The organism is Uliginosibacterium gangwonense DSM 18521 (assembly GCF_000373965.1).
Classification (GTDB): Bacteria; Pseudomonadota; Gammaproteobacteria; order Burkholderiales; family Rhodocyclaceae; genus Uliginosibacterium; species Uliginosibacterium gangwonense.
In genome coordinates this window covers 40,322-57,313 of sequence record NZ_KB892843.1, presented here as the reverse complement: position 1 = coordinate 57,313, position 16,992 = coordinate 40,322, and the positions used below count along the sequence as shown (strand labels likewise).

Here is a 16,992-nt window from a genome sequence, read left to right as displayed (position 1 = left end):
TTGTGCTTCTCGGTGCCAGCTATTGCCAGACGCCGAATCATTCCCATTCAATCGTTGCGGGCGGCTTACCGGAAACGTCATAGACGACACGGTTGATGCCACGGACTTCGTTGATGATGCGATTGCTGACCTTGCCCAGCAATTCATGGGGCAGATGCGCCCAGTGGGCCGTCATGAAGTCCTGTGTTTGAACTGCGCGCAGAGCAACCACGTATTCATAGGTGCGCCCGTCACCCATCACGCCTACACTCTTGACCGGCAGGAATACGGCAAAGGCTTGGCTGGTGAGTTCGTACCAGGTTTTGCCGGAATTCTCATCCACGGTTTTGCGCAGTTCTTCAATGAAGATGGCATCCGCGCGGCGCAGCAGATCGGCAAAATCCTTCTTGACCTCGCCCAGAATACGCACGCCCAGGCCCGGCCCGGGGAAAGGATGGCGGTAGACCATTTCGTGCGACAGACCAAGGGCCACGCCCAGCTCGCGCACTTCGTCCTTGAACAATTCGCGCAGCGGCTCCAGCAACTGGAGGTGCAGCGTATCAGGCAGCCCCCCCACGTTGTGGTGGCTCTTGATGGTCTTGGCCTTCTTGGTCTTGCCTCCGGCGGATTCAATCACATCGGGGTAAATGGTGCCCTGTGCCAACCATTTGGCATTACTCAGCTTGCCAGATTCTGTCTGGAAGACTTCGACGAATTCCTTGCCGATGATCTTGCGCTTGGCTTCGGGATCGGAGACGCCTTCAAGCTTGCCCATGAATTGAGCCGTGGCGTCAACGTGGATCACTTTCACCCCCATATTGCGGGCGAACATGTCCATCACCATCTGGCCTTCGTTGAGGCGCAACAGGCCGTGATCGACGAATACACAGGTCAGCTGGTCGCCAATGGCACGATGGATCAGCGCAGCGGCCACCGAGGAATCCACACCGCCAGACAGACCGAGGATCACTTCATCCTTGCCGACCTGCTCTCGAATCCTGGCGACGGCTTCGGCAATGTAATCGCCCATCACCCAGTCGGCCTTGCAGGCACAGATTTCACGCACGAAGCGTTGCAGGACTTCCGCGCCACGCAGGGTATGTGTCACTTCGGGGTGGAACTGCACGGCATAGAAGCGGCGTGACTCATCGGCCATGGCCGCAATCGGGCAGGATGGCGTGGAGGCCATCACCTTGAAGCCTTCGGGCAACTCGGTGACTTTGTCACCGTGGCTCATCCATACCTTGAGCATGCCGTGGCCTTCAGCCGTGCTGAAATCCTCGATGCCTTCCAGCAATTTGGTGTGGCCATGCGCACGTACTTCGGCGTAACCGAATTCGCGCTCCTTGCCCGCTTCGACCTTGCCGCCAAGCTGCTGGGCCATGGTCTGCATGCCGTAGCAGATTCCCAACACAGGTACGCCCAGGTCAAACACGGCTTGCGGGGCCTTGTCGGTGGCTTCTTCATAGGCCGACATGTGCGAACCGGAAAGGATGACCCCTTTGGCGCCGTAGTTGCGAACAAATTCATCGCTGACATCGGCAGGATGGATTTCGCAGAAGACATGCGCTTCACGCACACGGCGGGCGATCAACTGGGTGACCTGGGAACCGAAATCAAGGATGAGGATCTTGTCGTGCATGTGGAAAGCTCAAAGTAGTTCGGGTTAGAGAAAAATAGACTTCACGCCGCCGTGGAAGGCGCTTTTTGCCCTTCCCGATGGGTCATGACATAACGTACCGACAACACTGCGGCAAAGGCTTGTAGTACGCCACAGAAGAAGAACGGAACACCCATCAGCACACTGGTGCGATCAAGGTGCGACACCGATACCATCAGCGCCGCCCCCAGGATTTGCCCCACCACCGCAGTCAGGCTATTCAGAGAGGCTACGGCCCCCTGGATTTGCCCCTGGCTGCGTGCGTCAACAGAATTCGAAATCAGACTCTGGATCGCCGCCGACGCGCCGAAGGCAAACATGTTCATCAGGATCACGATGTACATCATCCAGCCCTGGGTTGCCAAGCCAAACAGAAAATATGCACAGGAACCGGAAGCAAGGCCGATCACCGTCAAACGCTTTGCGCCAAACTTTGCCAGCATGTGCTTGAGCAGGAAACCTTGCACGATAACGGACACCACCCCGACAGCGCACAACGACAAGCCACTCTCAAGCGGCCCCCAGCCAAAGCGGAAAGAGCAATACAGCACCCAACTGGTTTGCATGGAAAACTGGGCCAGACCAGCAAGACCAATCATCACGACCAAGGGTCCGCCACCACGCAAGCCGGAGAGTTTGATAAACGACGCTGCCGGATTGGCGGCGCGCCACGAAAACGTCTTGCGCCGTTCCTTGGGCAAGGACTCTGGCAGCACAAAATAACCGTATAACAGGTTAGCCACGGACAGAAGCCCCGCGACCAGGAAGGGCAAATGGATATTCAAGTGTCCGAGAATCCCGCCCGCCACCGGCCCAAGGGTGAAGCCCAAACCGAACATGGCGCCGAGCATGCCAAAGCTGCGTGCCCGGTTCTCAGGCGCGGTGATATCTGCTACGTAGGCGTTGGCTACTGCGGCGTTGGCCTGCATGGCACCGCCCAGGATGCGAACAGCGATCAGCATCCACATTGCCGTGGCAGCAGCTGTCGCAAAGAAATTCAGCGCCAACCCGCAAAACCCGACCAGCAGTACAGGGCGGCGACCATAGTGATCTGACAAAGCGCCCAGCACTGGGGAGCTGATAAAGTTGGCTACGGCAAAGGTCACCACGACCGCGCCATACCAGAAAGCATTCTCGGTTGGATTGGCTGTGAAGCCTCCCACCAACTTGGGGAGGACAGGGATGATCAAACCAATCGACAGCATGTCGATCAAAACGGTCAGCATGATAAAACCCATGCCTGCGTTACGCGTTTTGACCTGCTTGTTGTTTTCAGTCTCTGCCTGGGGCATCGTCGGTCTCAATCAAGAACAACAAAGGGCGCAAACCATCCGGCTCGCGCCCTGGAACCTACCAAGTTGCTTGCGATCTTGCCCAGGTTTGGCGAATCAGGACAAGATCGCTACACACCACACAGGTTTAATCCACGTGGTAGTTAGGTGCTTCCTTGGTAATCTGCACATCGTGAACATGCGACTCACGCATCCCGGCCGACGTGATCTCCACAAACTGCGCACGGGTACGCATGTCTTCAATGCTAGAGCACCCTACGTAACCCATGGAAGAACGCAAGCCCCCCATCAGTTGATGGATCACTGCAGCAACGGGGCCCTTGTAAGGCACACGGCCTTCAATGCCTTCCGGCACCAACTTCTCTGCGTTGGATGCCTCGTTATCTTGGAAATAACGGTCAGCCGAGCCTTGTTGCATGGCGCCCAATGAACCCATGCCTCGGTACGCCTTATAGCTGCGGCCCTGGAAGAGCACGGTTTCACCCGGGGATTCTTCCGTGCCGCCGAACAGCCCACCCAACATCACGCAATAGGCACCGGCTGCAATCGCCTTGGCAATATCACCCGAGTAGCGGATACCACCGTCAGCAATGAAAGGCACACCTGAGGCTTCAAGCGCACGCGCCACATTATCAACTGCCGTGATTTGCGGCACACCGACACCGGCCACAATCCGGGTCGTGCAGATGGAGCCTGGGCCGATCCCGACCTTGACGCCGTCCGCCCCTGCATCAACCAGCGCCAGCGCGGCTTCGCCCGTGGCAATGTTGCCGCCGATGACGTCCACTTGCGGGAAATTCTTCTTGACCCAGCTCACACGATCCAACACGCCTTGCGAATGGCCGTGTGCGGTATCCACCACGATCACATCCGCACCAGCCTCGGCCAGCAATTCGCAGCGTTCTTCCGTGCCAGCACCTACGCCAACAGCCGCGCCAACACGCAGACGACCTTGTGCATCCTTGGCTGCCAGGGGGTGTTCGGTGGCTTTCTGGATATCCTTGACCGTCACCAGGCCATACAGCTCGCCGGATTCTTTCATCACCAACACACGCTCCAGGCGATGGCGGTGCATCACAGTCTTGGCCTCTTCCAGCGAGCAGCCTTCCTTGACCGTCACCAGACGGTCGCTAGGGGTCATGATCGCCGCAACGTTCTGATCCAGGTTGGATTCAAACCGCAAGTCACGGTTGGTGACGATACCCACCACACGTCGGCCATCCACCACAGGCAGACCGGAAATCTTGTACTGTCGTGTCAGCGCAAGAACTTCCCGGACAGACATCGTCGGAGGGATTGTGATGGGGTCACGCAAGACACCTGATTCAAAACGCTTGACCCGGGCGACTTCCTGGGCCTGTTGTTTTGGCGTAAAGTTCTTGTGGATGATGCCAATCCCACCTTCCTGCGCCAGTGCAATGGCCAAGCCGGATTCCGTCACGGTATCCATGGCAGCAGACACTAAAGGGAGATTGAGTTGAATATTACGCGACAAACGCGTTGCGAGATTTACGTCGCGGGGGAGTACATCAGAATGGGCAGGAACAAGCAGGACGTCATCAAACGTCAGTGCCTTCTGGATCAAACGCATGTCTATAATCCTTACCAGCAAATCAGCATTATACAGAGTAGCCGGGCAGCTTGAAAGTATGTCCAGGCAAATCAATCAGTAACCGGAGCAATCCTATGAAGGGTACCAAATTCCTCGTCGCCTTGGCTGTGCTTTCAGCATCCACTCTTGCCTCGGCAGAAATCTACAAGTGGAAAGACGCCAACGGACACGTTCATTTCTCCGACCAACCACCTGCAGACGCCAAGGCCAATACCACAACGCTCAAAGGCGGAGCCCCGGTAGCCACGCCCGCATCGGCGCCTGACAGTGATGCCAGCAAACCCGCTGGCCCCAAGACCTGGCAGGAAAAGGAACAGGAAGCCCGTCAACGCAAGGCCGAGCAAGCCGCTGCCGACAAGAAAAAGAAGGACGAAGATGATCGCGCAGCCGACAAGGAACGTTATTGCACCAACCTGCGTAACAATCGCGCCATGATGCAACAAGGTGGCCGAGTCGGCACCCCGAATGCCAAGGGCGAAATGGAACTGTACTCTGACGAGCAGATGGCCAAGAGAATCGCCGAACTCAACGACAAGATTGCCAAGGAGTGCAGCAAGTAAAACGCGAGGATCTGCGCCGGGCTCAGCACCGGCATTGCGTCTGGTGCAAGGGCCGCAACCGGGAAGCGCTCCTGATCAAGGCCCCTGCAACCCGCTACAAAATCAGGCCGCCGGAGGCAAGTCTCCGCCCCCCTTCTTCATGGCCTTGCCTTCCTCGGTGCGTTTGCGGCGCACTTCTTTGGGGTCTGCAATCAGCGGGCGATAGATTTCCACTCGATCCTGATCCTGCAAGGGGGTGTCGAGCTTAATAAGCTTGCCAAACACCCCCACCTTGAAGCGATCCAGATCAATATCCGGGTGTTTTTGTTGCAGGCCCGAAGCTGCAATTGCTTGCGAGGCGGTACTCCCCGCCGGCAGCTTGAGTTCTACAAGATCCTGGCGCTGCGGCAGCGCATAGCAAACCGCCACATTAATGAAATCGCTCATTGTAACTTTCCTTGGGATTGGAGTTGTTCAGCGCGCTTGATAAACGCATCGACAAAGGTCGTGGCAATGTGGTTGAACACCGGCCCCAGCACTTTATCGAGCAAACGGCTGGAAAATTCGTAGTGCAAAGAAAACTCTACTTTGCACCCCACGTCCCCCAACTGGGTAAAATGCCACTGCCCTTCCAGCTTTTTGAAGGGGCCTTCACGCAGATTCATTTGCATGGCAACAGGCGCCTGCTTGGTGTTACAAGTTGTAAAATGGGCTTTGACGCCATGGTAGTGGATATGGAGCGTTGCCACGGTGGTGGTGGGGGAACGCTCCAAGACCTCAGTTCCGCCACACCAGGGCAAGAACTCGGGATACGCTTCAACCTGATCAACAAGATTGAACAAATCCTGTGCGGAGCGTTCAACAAGTACGACTTTCCTGACATCCGCCATTCTGTTTCCAAGCTTCTGCGCGCGACGCTGGTAAAATGAGAGATTGTAACGGAAGCAAGGCGCTTAAGTTTGCCTGCCCCGCATTAGCAAGAACAACAAGCCACAAATTTAAGAAATTTCAGACACCTCATGAGTATCATCGATAACCGCAAGGCGTTCCACGACTACTTCATCGAAGAACGCTTCGAAGCCGGACTTGTGCTTGAAGGCTGGGAGGCGAAGGCCATCCGTGCCGGACGTGCCCAGATCAAGGAAGCCTACATCATTCTGCGGGGCGCGGAAATCTTCGTCATCGGCATGCACATCAGCGCACTCCCCACCGCTTCCACGCATATCAACCCGGACCCCACGCGCACGCGCAAGCTGCTGCTCCACGCAGAGGAAATCGACAGCCTGATCGGCAAGGTGGAACGCGCGGGCTTTACGATCGTGCCGCTGGATCTGCACTACACCAAAGGTCGCATCAAGCTGGAGATCGGGCTGGCCAAGGGCAAGAAGCTCTACGACAAGCGTGAATCGGAAAAGCAGCGCGACTGGGACCGTGAAAAACAACGCCTTGTGCGCGAAAAAGTCCGCTAGGCAGGCTCACTATGATTGATACCATCATCTTTGACATCGGCAATGTGCTGATCCCCTGGGAGCCCAAATGGCTCTTCCGGGATTATTTCGATTCCGATGAAGCTATCGACCACTTCCTTGCCGATTCAAAATTCCATGAATGGAATCTTGCGCAGGATGCCGGGCGTAGCTTTGCGGAGGGCGTTGCAGCCCATCGTCAGGCATTTCCGCAATATGCGAATCTGTTCCAGGCCTATGCGGAACGTTGGGAACAAGCCTTGGGGCCAGCCATTGAGACATCGGTGGAGCTTGTTCATCATTTCAAGCAGGCAGGGTTTCGGGTGCTGGCGCTCACCAATATGTCGCATGAGGCATTTCCACGGATTCGGGAAATCTACCCCTTCCTGAATGAATTTGAAGGCGTGCTGGTTTCCGGACAAGAAAAGCTCGTCAAACCGCAGCCAGAAATCTACGCGCTATTCTGCCAACGTTTCAAGGTAGAACCCTCAAAAGCACTTTTCATTGACGACAGCGCCAAAAATATTGCTGCCGCCCGCGCCTTCGGCCTGCATGCCGTGCTCTACACCAATGGCGGCAATGTACGCACCGAATTGCGCCAGATCGGTCTGCCCGTCTGATGGATTTGTGCGCTATTGGCAGTGCGTTGTGCATCAAGTAGTTCCAGGGAACTGGAGTGGCCTGCTGTATAGCGCTTGCGCGTGAGCGAAAGCGCATTGAATGCGGCATGCGCTGTTGCCTGATAAGCGGCTTGTGCCTCTGCATATCCCGCGCGATTCTTCCGCCGACAAAGAAAAACGCACCCAAACCCGATCGGTCTGGGTGATCGTGGTCAGCACCGTGTCACTGCCTTGCGTCAGAAGGCATCCCTATGACTTTGCTGCACAGCCAGCAATGCCGAAAATCGGGACAATGACTAAAGTATAAAAGAGATTCGGCTCTGCATTTCGAAATGCAGCACGTGCTGATTCAAAATTTGCCAGGGCGAGTTCTTTGTTTGTACTACTTCGTCATATTCGCATTGCGATATGACTTTATCCTTAGCAAGTGGCTTAGGGCGCTTGGTCTCACCTTGGGCCTGTTCTGCCTGGGCCTGCCATTGTGCAAGTTCAGCTTCCATTTCCGTAAAACATGGCGCCAGCGTACCAAATAGCTGCTGACCTCTCTCGGCAGGGTGATGCTGCGTGTGTCGTGTAGGGCTTTGTTGTTTGTGGCGAGGGGAGATTTGAGCGTCTCTGGCAGATATCGGCATCTGTTCATAAATGATGAAGTAATTCAAATGCTTATGACAAAAATTTCGGATGTCGTAGCTTTCATGGATGTACATAAAAACGAAATTTCTCCATGAAGTAAAGATATCCGTTCATCCGAAATTTTCAAACCGTAATGAAAAACTTTATTTGCTGTGGTAAAAATCTGCAACTAAAGCACTAGGTCTGATTGCGCTTGCTTTTTCCATTTTTTAATCAAAATTAGATGTATTTGAAATAATAAAAATATCTATTAGGTAAAAGAGCGTCTTGTTTTGTAGTGCGTTTATGACTTGCGCAGGGTTTTGTGTTGCCTGTTTTTTTAGTTTGTATGGCTTGAGGGCGTCATTTGTTTTGGTGGGAGCGGGTTAATTTTTTTATTGTCTTTGCTTAAAAAGGTGGCTTTATGCTATGTAAAAAGTATTCGCTCAGGTTTTTTGCGGTATTTGTTGGTCTTCTGTTTTCAGGGGCGTCTGTTGTACCTGCTATGGCCCAAGATGGGGCTCGTGTCTCTATTCAGCAGGATTCTGTTGCAAATACCGTCTCGACTGTTGGGCGTTCATTCGTAGATCCTCAATTGCTCATGGTGTATCAGCAGTACATGAACAATGCGGCAAGAGGTAAAGCTGCGAAAGCGAGTGGAGGCGGTTTCTCGGGGCCTGCGATTGTCAATGGGGTCGTTTCAATCGAAGCGATGGCTGTAGATGCAAAGCACGATAGCGCGTTGATGGCGGAACTGAAAGATGCCGGAGTTCTAGAGATCAAGCAGACGGGAAATCTGATTGTGGGCAAGATTGATCCAGCCAAGATCGGTGCTTTGATCAAGCTTACCACTGCGCGTTTTGTGCGTGCTGCGCCAGGGCACGGCAGCAGTATTGGGGCCGTGACTTCACAAGGTGATGCGGCTCAAAAATCCAGTGCCGTGCGCCAATCAATGGGGTTTGATGGAACGGGCGTGACCGTAGGTGTGACTTCCACCTCGTATAACGTGCTGGGCGGCGCAAGCAAGGATGTTGCTACCGGAGATCTCCCCGGAGCGGGCAATCCATATGGGCATTTGACGCCGGTAAATGTGCTTAAGGACAAAGCAGCGAATTCAGGAGAGAATGACGAAGGCAGGGCGATGCTGCAGATTGTGCATGACGTTGCGCCGGGAGCCAAACTCGCCATTTATGCGCCCGATAGCATAGTAGATCATGCAGCGGGATTACGAGCCTTGGCACGCGCTGGTGCCAATGTTATCAGTGATGATTTGTTCTGGTACAGTGACCCTTGGTTTCAGGAAAGCCCGATCAGCGTTGCTCAGCATGATATTCTGGTCAACAATAATGTAGTGACTGTGAATGCAGCAGCGAACCAGGCAGATAAATCGGCGGAAGCCAAATTCCGCCCTTTGCCTGCCCGCAATCTGTTTATCAATGGTTCTTCAGCCGGACGTTGGAGTCTGCATGACTGGGGTAATGGTCAGGTAACATTTCCAGTTGTGTTGCATAAAGGTGCTGCGGTAACTTTGGTTTTGCAATGGGATGAACCTTTTGCATCCTTTTCCAGTACGCGTACCGGTTCGGCATCTGATCTGGATTTGATTGCATTTACTGACTCTCAAGGTAGCAATATCAATTTTTTCTCCGGTAATCGTAATGTAGGCGCAGATCCATTCGAGTCTGTGTATGCTTACCTGAATTCAGATGCCAGTAGCGATACTTTTACCATTTATGTTGGCGTGGCGATGCCTGAGAATGTTGGGAAACTGCCCGGCCGCTTCAAAATTGTTGCCTTTTCACCCGATATTTCTTATGTCGATTGGCCTCAAGGTGCTGCGTTTAAAAACAGCACAATCGTTGGGCATAATGCTTCGGAGTGGGGGCTTACTGCCTGTGCTGTGCGCTATAACAGAGTCAATACGGTTTTTGGGCCGCAACCAGAACCCTTTTCTTCTTTAGGTGGTTTTGTCCGTACCCGTGATGCAGCTGGAAAACTGTTGTCTTCGCCACTGGATACAAGGAAACCGGATGTATGCGGCCCAGACGGCGTGGACACAACGTTTTTTGGTGAAGGGGATGAGGAGCCGAATGGGAAACCGAACTTTTACGGAACTTCTGCCGCATCGCCACATTTGGCCGGAGTTGCTGCGCTGATGCTTCAGGCTTCACGCATGAGGTTGAAGGCAGGTCAAATTGGATCGGTGATGAAGTCCAGTTCTATCGATATGATGAACTCGAACGATCCCCAGTTGGGCGTTGGCTATGATAGAAAGTCAGGTTACGGTTTTATTGATGCCATTCGTGCGGTATCCGCCGCTCAGGCATATTGAAACCTGCCACGCAATGCATATCCAACTGCCGGTAGTGTATTTGAATAGTTATTGATTGCACTAAAAGTTGGTGTGCCGAAGGTATTTTAAAAATGGAAGGGGCTGAAATAGGGCCCCTTCCATTTTTTTACGCCCATTCAGGTCAAAGCCATTCAGGCAGGTTTGCCAACAGCCCCAACTCGGTTACATCTGCTGGATGTGCCATGTAGTGGCCTTTGTGACTTTGGGTCGATCTGCTGTGCGGAGGGCGTAAGCTTGTATCCTTACCAGGGATGCAATCTGAAGGGGGCTTGATGAATACTGTTCATCCACGTACATCGCTTGAGCAATGGCTGGTGTTGCAGGTGGTGGTGGAGGCGGGCGGCTACGCGCGGGCAAGCGAGATTCTGCACCGCAGCCAGTCTTCCCTGAGCTATACGACCTCCCAGTTACAGCAGCGCCTGGGCGTGCAGTTGTTGCGTACCGAAGGTCGGCGTGCGGTGCTGACCGAGGTGGGGGCGGTGTTGCTGGCCGAAGCCAAGTCTTTGCTTGCGGGTATGGGCAAGCTCGAAGCCTTGGCGGGCACGCTGGCGCGTGGTTTGGAGCCGCGCGTGCGCCTGTCGGTGGAGAGTCTGTTTCCCAAGCCTTTGCTCTTTGAAGCTTTGGCGCAATTTCATCAGAGTGCCGAGGCCACCTATGTGGAGTTGCGCGAAACAATGCGCCTGGATGTGGCGGCGGAATTGGTGGAGGACCGTTGTGATTTGTGTGTGGGGATTACCATCCCCTCCGGTTACCTGGGAGACCCTTTGCTGGACGTCGAACTGATTGCGGTGGCTGCTCCCACGCACCGTCTGCACGGTTTGGGGCGAGCCTTGAGTCGGGATGACCTGATGCATGAGGTGTTCATCGCCCTGGAGGATGCCACGGCCAAGTCTCCGGCTTCGCGTTCCTGGCTCGTTACCAATCAGCGTTGGACGATGAGCACGGTGGAAAGCGCTATCGCTGCGGTGTGTAGCGGCATGGGCTTCGCGTGGTTACCGCGTCACCGCATTGAAGAGCATTTGCAGAGTGGGGCGCTCAAGCCTCTTGTTCTTAAGACGGGGGGTGTCCGCCTCGTCCATCTCTACCTTGTCCATGCCAGTGCACGTCAGGCAGGGCCTTCCACCCTGGGTTTGGCCGAGGCGATCCAGTCTGTCTGCGCCAGCCAGCGCTTGGTCTGAGCGTGGCAACACATCGAAAATTTCGATGTTTTTGTGCGGATCTTTGAACTGTTCTTTCGTCTGAGGCACTCCTAGTATTTCTCTTATAGAACAAGCCTGATAGCTCCTTTGGTGGGGCTTGGTCAGCATAATGAGACAGGAACCTTTGCGCCTGAATGCGCGAGAAAATGGTTCATCCAACCGTCCAGACAGAGACCGCTTTTGCTACATCCTATGGTGAGACGTTCATGGACAAGAAACACGAAGTGCTTTTTTCGCCGATCCGCATCGGCAAGCTGGAAATCAAGAACCGCTATGTGATGGCGCCCATGGGCCCTGGTGGCTTGTGCGACCCGGATGGCTCCTACAACTATCGCGGCGTTGAATACTATGTGGAGCGTGCCAAGGGCGGCACCGGCCTGCTGATGACAGGCGTGACGATGGTGGAAAATGAAATCGAGAAGTGTGCCTTGCCCTCGATGCCATGCCCAACGCTCAATCCGCTGAATTTCATCAAGACCGGCAAGATCATGACCGAGCGCATCCATGCCTATGATGCGCGGATTTTCTTGCAACTCTCTGCCGGGTTTGGCCGGGTCAGCATCCCTTCCATCGTTGGCAATACCGCAGTGGCACCGTCGCCCATTCCCCATCGCTGGATCAAGGGGGTGACCTGTCGTGAATTGACGATTGAGGAGATTCACACCTACGTACGCAAGTTTGCCGATTCGGCTGAAATTGCCAAGAAGGCAGGCTTTGATGGCATTGAAATCCATGCGGTGCATGAAGGCTATCTGCTTGACCAGTTTGCCATCTCAATGTTCAACCAACGTACCGATGAATACGGCGGCAGCCTGGAAAACCGCCTGCGTTTTGCGGTTGAAATCGTTCAGGCGATCAAGGCCCGCTGCGGTGAAGACTTCCCCGTGTCGCTACGCTACAGCATCAAGAGCTTCATCAAGGATTGGTGTTCCGGGGCGCTGCCGGGTGAGGAGTTTGAAGAGAAGGGCCGTGACATTGAAGAGGGGATCGAAGCCGCGAAGCTGCTGGAAGCTGCCGGGTACGATGCCTTCAATGGTGATGTAGGTTCCTACGATTCGTGGTACTGGAGCCATCCGCCCATGTATCAGGCCAAGGGGCTGTACCTGCCGTACAACGAGATACTCAAACAGCATCTGAAGGTGCCCATCATCACCGCTGGGCGCATGGATAATCCTGATCTGGCTGTCGCTGCCATCGAGAAGGGGCAGACTGACATGATTGGCTTGGCCCGCCCGCTGTTGGCAGACCCGGCACTACCCAACAAGGTTCGCACGGGCAAGATTGATCGCATCCGCCCGTGTCTGTCCTGCCAGGAAGGCTGCATGGGCCGCTTGGCGACCTACGCGCAGATTTCCTGCGCGGTGAATCCGGCTTGTGGGCGTGAGAGTGATTACCCCATTGTGCCTGCGCTGGAAAAGAAAAATGTGATGATTGTTGGCGGTGGTGTGGCCGGGATGGAGGCTGCACGTGTCTGTGCCCTGCGTGGCCACGCAGTTACGCTCTACGAACAGTCTGATCGCCTGGGCGGGGTGGTGATTCCGGGTGGCGTACCTGACTTCAAGGAAGATGATCATGCCCTGATTGATTGGTATGAGCGTGAGTTGCGCGCGTTGAAAGTGCCGCTGGTCTTCAATACCAAGGTGACTGAGGATTCCATTAGCAAATCCCAGCCCGACGTGCTGATTGTGGCAACCGGATCACGCCCCAAGGTGCTGAAGATTGGGGACGCGGAAAACGTCTATACGGCTGAAGATGTGCTCAACGGGGTCAAGCAGGCGGGTGAGAAGACCATCGTGATCGGCGCCGGGCTGGTGGGCTGTGAAACTGCGCTTTGGCTGCACGACCAAGGTAAGGATGTCACCATTGTTGAAATGCAGAAAGATATCCTGGCGCTGGCGGGCCCGTTGTGCCATGCCAATCACGACATGCTGCACGATCTGCTCCACTACAAGCGTATTCCGGTGATGTGCTCCAGTTACGTTGCGGCACCAACCGAAGGTGGCTTCATCGTCAAGACGGGCGACAAGGAAACCGTGGTGGCCGCCGATTCGGCAATCATCGCGGTGGGCTACACCTCTGAGCGCAGCCTGTACGAAACGGTGCGCAACAAGGTGGGCGAATCCTACGTGTTTGGGGATGCACGCAAGGTGCAGAACATCATGTATGCAATCTGGGATGCCTACGAGGTAGCACGCGGGATCTGATCTGCAACAGGCAATCAGGGGGTCATGGGCTTGCCATGGCCCCTTTTTCTTTTTGCGCAGGTAGGTATAGTCCATCTCAAGCTCGCCATGGTGGCGATGCGCGGGTGGATTCGGGAGGGGCTATGGATGGCTTCATGCTGGTACTGGTGCTTCTGGTTTTGGGGTTTCAACTCTTTGTCTCCTGGCGCCTGCTGGCGAGTACGGAGCTGACCACCACTCAGAAAGTGGCCCAGATCTGTCTGATCTGGCTGCTCCCCTTGCTTGGCGCGCTGGTGATCCATTTGTTCTTGCGCAACCTCAATGGGCAGGCACCAGTTCTTGATCGTCGGTTTGTGCAGCAGGATGAACAAATGACGGACTTGCTTGATTGATTATTGCTTGAAGAAATAGCGTTCCACGCCTACAGGTTAACCAGAATTCTTGATTTTTGTCAGTTGTGTCCTTCCATGCCGACAAGGGGGCTTCGCATTGGGCGAAACTTGATTAAACTGGCGCCTCACGAATGTGTCTGACAAATTCCGTTGATTTGCCTGAGCGTCCGTGCTGACACCTGATTTCACTCTTTGCTGGAATGGAACCGATGGAAAAGAAATGTCGTATTGCGCTGCTTGGCGAATGCATGATCGAGCTGCGTGGCCAGATGTTTGGCGTGATGCATCAGAATTTTGGTGGTGATACGCTGAATACCGCAGTCTATCTGGCCCGCCTGGGCGCAGACGCAGGCATTGAAGTGGCCTACGCGACACAGCTGGGTACCGATGCCTACAGCGATGCCATGGTGGCAGCGTGGCAGCAGGAGGGGATCGATACCGGGTTGGTCAAGCGTGAAGCCGGGCGGATGCCGGGCTTGTACACAATCCAGGTGGATGAAACCGGGGAGCGTACCTTCTATTACTGGCGGGACTCCAGCGCGGCGAAGGGCTACTTTGAAGGCCCTTCCTGTCTGCTCGAAGATGCGCTGGACAATCTGGATGCGTTGTATTTCAGCGGGATCAGTTTGGCGGTGTTGCCGGTTTCAGGGCGCGAACGCTTGTTCAAGCTCATCGACAAGTTCCGCGCCAAAGGCGGGCAGGTATTCTTCGACAACAACTATCGTCCCCGCCTCTGGGCCAACGGGCATGCCGATGCACGTCTCTGGTACGACCGTGCGTTTGCCAGTTGCGACATGTGCATGATCACGCTGGACGACAACCAACTGCTCTACGATATTCCCGATGAAGAGGCCGCTGTTCGCCATGCCTTCTCCTTGCCGCCGCGTGAGGTGGTGATCAAGCGTGGTGCTGCACCCACCATGGTACGCGTGGCCGGGCAGGATGAGATTGTGACGGTGCCTGCCTTCAAGGTGGCCAAGGTGGTCGATACCACAGGGGCAGGGGATTCGTTTGCAGGGGGCTATCTGGCGGCGCGGATGCAGGGAATGAACCCGGAAGTCTCCGCCCGTTCAGGCAACAAGATCGCTTCGATTGTGATCCAGCACCCTGGCGCCATCATCCCCAAAGAAGCAATGCCGGTCTTCTTCTTCGTCTGACCCACATTAGAACGGCTGGAAGATGCCCCCGCCAAGCCTGCGGGGGCATGGAGCGATTCGTTGCAGCTTATTTCTTGGCTGTGCGCCGCGCGCAGTTCGGGTTCAGGCATTCCACATACAGATGCATTGCGTGTTCGCGCACCTTGAAGCCACGTTCGGCAGCAATCTCATTTTGTCGCGCTTCAATTTGCGCGTCGTAGAACTCTTCGACGTGGCCGCAGTCAACGCATACAATGTGGTCGTGGTGATTGCCGCTGTCGAGTTCGAAAACGGCTTTGCCTGACTCAAAGTGCAGACGCTTGAGTAGTCCGGCTTGCTCAAACTGGGTCAGAACGCGATAGATGGTGGCCAAGCCCACATCGATCTGTTCTGCCAGGAGTAGGCGATAGACATCCTCAGCGCTCAGATGGCGGTCTTCTGAGCGATGGAACAGGTCAAGAATCTTTAGGCGAGGCAAAGTTGCCTTCAGGCCCATATTCTTGAGGTTTTCAGGTGTAACCATGTCTTCTCCTGCTGGGTTGTAAAGCGTTGCGTATGATATAGTCGGCCGCTTATTCTTGGAAACGCATTTCGGCTTGCCTCCTATTCTACTTGGCCCAAGCCGGGGTTACTTACTCATTGGTCAGATGCTGCCTCAAATTATTCGTACTTCAGTCCGTGTGTGTACCGGCTTGCTTGTGATGGGTTCTCTGGTGGCGCTGCCTGCCTGCTCCCGCTTTCCATTCAAGATTGATGTCCAGCAGGGGAACTACATCACCTCTGAGAGCGTGGCCCGGATCAAAACTGGCATGCCGCAGGAACAGGTGCGCTCGCTTTTGGGGGCCCCCTTACTGGTCGATGGTTTCCATGCGAACCGCTGGGATTACATCTATCTTTATACCCCCGGCAACGGCGGTGAGAAGATTCGCCGCCATATGGTAGTGTCTTTTGCTGATGGCAAGGTCAGCAATATCGACATCCGGGCGATGGACCCTATCCCCAATGAGGTGCCTGCGTCTGCCGTGCCGCATGCGCTGGACCTGGATGTGCCGCCTGCCACCGAGGCAAAATAAGATTTTTGCTCCCGTTTTGTTCTGCAAGGATTCGTCATGAGCGTCAAAGTTGCCATTGCTGGTGTGTCCGGTCGCATGGGCCGCCTGCTAATTGAAGCCATCCAACAAACGCCCGGTGTGGAACTGAGCGCTGCTCTTGACCGGGCCGATAGCCCATTCATTGGCCGCAGTGTAGGCGAGCTGGTAGGCAATGCCTGCAAGGTAACAATCGGGAGTGACGTGGCTGCCGCGTTTGCTGTGGCGGATTGCCTGATCGACTTTACCCGTCCAGAAGGCACGCTGGCTCATATCGAACACGCCCGCAAGGCCAAGAAGGCCATGGTAATCGGTACCACCGGGCTCAAGCCCGAAGAGAAGGAAATCATCGCGCAGGCTGCACGTGAGATTCCCGTTGTGTTTGCCCCCAATATGTCGGTGGGGGTGAATGCCGTGTTCAAGCTGCTGGATGTGGCCGCGAAGATTCTGGCTTCCGGCTATGACGTGGAAGTTTTCGAAGCCCACCACCGCTTCAAGGTCGATGCTCCGTCGGGCACCGCTTTGCGCATGGGTGAAGTGGTGGCAAATGCTTTGGGGCGCGATCTGGAAGAATGTGCCGTGTATGGTCGTGAAGGCGTTACCGGTGAGCGCGATGCGCAAACCATCGGGTTTGCCACCGTGCGTGGGGGCGATATCGTGGGGGATCACACGGTGATGTTCTGCGGCCTGGGCGAGCGCGTGGAAATCTCCCACAAGGCGGGGAGCCGCATGCCTTACGCCACGGGCGCATTGCGTGCTGCAGCCTTCCTGCAAGACAAGCAAAATGGCCTGTACGACATGCAGGATGTGCTGGGCCTGAAGTAAGTTTTTCTGGCGATAAACATCAAAAAGCCACGACCC

The 16,992-nt window shown here is 55.0% G+C and carries 17 protein-coding genes; 10 read left to right on the top strand and 7 right to left on the bottom strand.

The genetic code is table 11. From position 1 onward, the window contains the following. Positions 1–37: 37 nt before the first annotated feature. The 3 genes from guaA to guaB form a co-directional block, all read right to left on the bottom strand. Positions 38–1,621, bottom strand: a complete 1,584-nt coding sequence (guaA, locus tag B145_RS0110975) for a glutamine-hydrolyzing GMP synthase (RefSeq protein WP_018607318.1) — start codon at positions 1,619–1,621, stop codon at positions 38–40. Positions 1,622–1,662: 41 nt separating this feature from the next. After that, entirely contained in the window at positions 1,663–2,931 is a 1,269-nt protein-coding gene (locus B145_RS0110970) for an MFS transporter (protein WP_018607317.1), read from the bottom strand. A 127-nt stretch (positions 2,932–3,058) separates the two neighbouring features. Further along, on the bottom strand, positions 3,059–4,522 hold the full coding sequence (guaB, locus tag B145_RS0110965; protein WP_018607316.1) for an IMP dehydrogenase: 1,464 nt from the start codon (positions 4,520–4,522) through the stop codon (positions 3,059–3,061). 95 nt (positions 4,523–4,617) lie between these two features. Between guaB and B145_RS0110960 the strand changes: the two genes are divergently transcribed. After that, a complete protein-coding gene (locus tag B145_RS0110960) occupies positions 4,618–5,103 on the top strand; it encodes a DUF4124 domain-containing protein (protein WP_018607315.1) in 486 nt (161 codons plus the stop codon). Between the two features lie 102 nt (positions 5,104–5,205). On the opposite strand, the gene B145_RS0110955 is transcribed toward B145_RS0110960, so the two are convergent. Together B145_RS0110955 and B145_RS0110950 are read right to left on the bottom strand one after the other, a co-directional pair. Then, positions 5,206–5,529, bottom strand: coding sequence for an RnfH family protein (locus tag B145_RS0110955; protein WP_018607314.1), 324 nt, complete (start codon positions 5,527–5,529; stop codon positions 5,206–5,208). Next, entirely contained in the window at positions 5,526–5,972 is a 447-nt protein-coding gene (locus tag B145_RS0110950) for a type II toxin-antitoxin system RatA family toxin (RefSeq protein WP_018607313.1), read from the bottom strand. Before B145_RS0110950 ends, B145_RS0110955 begins: the two co-directional genes overlap by 4 nt. A gap of 129 nt (positions 5,973–6,101) precedes the next feature. Here B145_RS0110950 and smpB point away from each other — a divergent pair, with 129 nt between their 5' ends. Together smpB and B145_RS0110940 are read left to right on the top strand one after the other, a co-directional pair. Then, complete coding sequence (gene smpB / locus B145_RS0110945; RefSeq protein WP_018607312.1) at positions 6,102–6,551, top strand: SsrA-binding protein SmpB; 450 nt, start codon at positions 6,102–6,104, stop codon at positions 6,549–6,551. An 11-nt stretch (positions 6,552–6,562) separates the two neighbouring features. Further along, positions 6,563–7,168, top strand: a complete 606-nt coding sequence (locus B145_RS0110940; protein ID WP_018607311.1) for an HAD family hydrolase — start codon at positions 6,563–6,565, stop codon at positions 7,166–7,168. A 296-nt stretch (positions 7,169–7,464) separates the two neighbouring features. On the opposite strand, the gene B145_RS0110935 is transcribed toward B145_RS0110940, so the two are convergent. Next, entirely contained in the window at positions 7,465–7,875 is a 411-nt protein-coding gene (locus B145_RS0110935) for a hypothetical protein (RefSeq protein ID WP_018607310.1), read from the bottom strand. Positions 7,876–8,204: 329 nt separating this feature from the next. Here B145_RS0110935 and B145_RS0110930 point away from each other — a divergent pair, with 329 nt between their 5' ends. From B145_RS0110930 to B145_RS0110910, 5 genes are all read left to right on the top strand, one after another. Then, entirely contained in the window at positions 8,205–10,112 is a 1,908-nt protein-coding gene (locus B145_RS0110930) for a S8 family peptidase (protein ID WP_026259037.1), read from the top strand. 293 nt (positions 10,113–10,405) lie between these two features. Next, a complete protein-coding gene (locus B145_RS0110925) occupies positions 10,406–11,311 on the top strand; it encodes a LysR family transcriptional regulator (protein ID WP_026259036.1) in 906 nt (301 codons plus the stop codon). A 227-nt stretch (positions 11,312–11,538) separates the two neighbouring features. Continuing rightward, a complete protein-coding gene (locus tag B145_RS0110920; RefSeq protein WP_026259035.1) occupies positions 11,539–13,536 on the top strand; it encodes an oxidoreductase in 1,998 nt (665 codons plus the stop codon). Between the two features lie 122 nt (positions 13,537–13,658). Next, positions 13,659–13,907, top strand: coding sequence for a hypothetical protein (locus tag B145_RS0110915; RefSeq protein ID WP_018607306.1), 249 nt, complete (start codon positions 13,659–13,661; stop codon positions 13,905–13,907). Positions 13,908–14,116: 209 nt separating this feature from the next. Next, complete coding sequence (locus B145_RS0110910; RefSeq protein WP_018607305.1) at positions 14,117–15,064, top strand: sugar kinase; 948 nt, start codon at positions 14,117–14,119, stop codon at positions 15,062–15,064. Between the two features lie 67 nt (positions 15,065–15,131). Here the strand turns inward: B145_RS0110910 and fur are convergent, their stop codons facing one another. Next, positions 15,132–15,566, bottom strand: coding sequence for a ferric iron uptake transcriptional regulator (fur, locus tag B145_RS0110905; protein WP_018607304.1), 435 nt, complete (start codon positions 15,564–15,566; stop codon positions 15,132–15,134). A 124-nt stretch (positions 15,567–15,690) separates the two neighbouring features. On the opposite strand from fur, the gene B145_RS25285 reads away from it, so the two are divergent. Both B145_RS25285 and dapB read left to right on the top strand, forming a co-directional pair. Next, complete coding sequence (locus tag B145_RS25285) at positions 15,691–16,116, top strand: outer membrane protein assembly factor BamE (RefSeq protein WP_083917719.1); 426 nt, start codon at positions 15,691–15,693, stop codon at positions 16,114–16,116. Positions 16,117–16,152: 36 nt separating this feature from the next. Beyond that, positions 16,153–16,956 carry a 4-hydroxy-tetrahydrodipicolinate reductase gene (gene dapB, locus B145_RS0110895; RefSeq protein WP_018607302.1) on the top strand — a complete coding sequence of 268 codons (804 nt, stop codon included), beginning with the start codon at positions 16,153–16,155 and terminating at the stop codon, positions 16,954–16,956. Positions 16,957–16,992 lie beyond the last annotated feature (36 nt).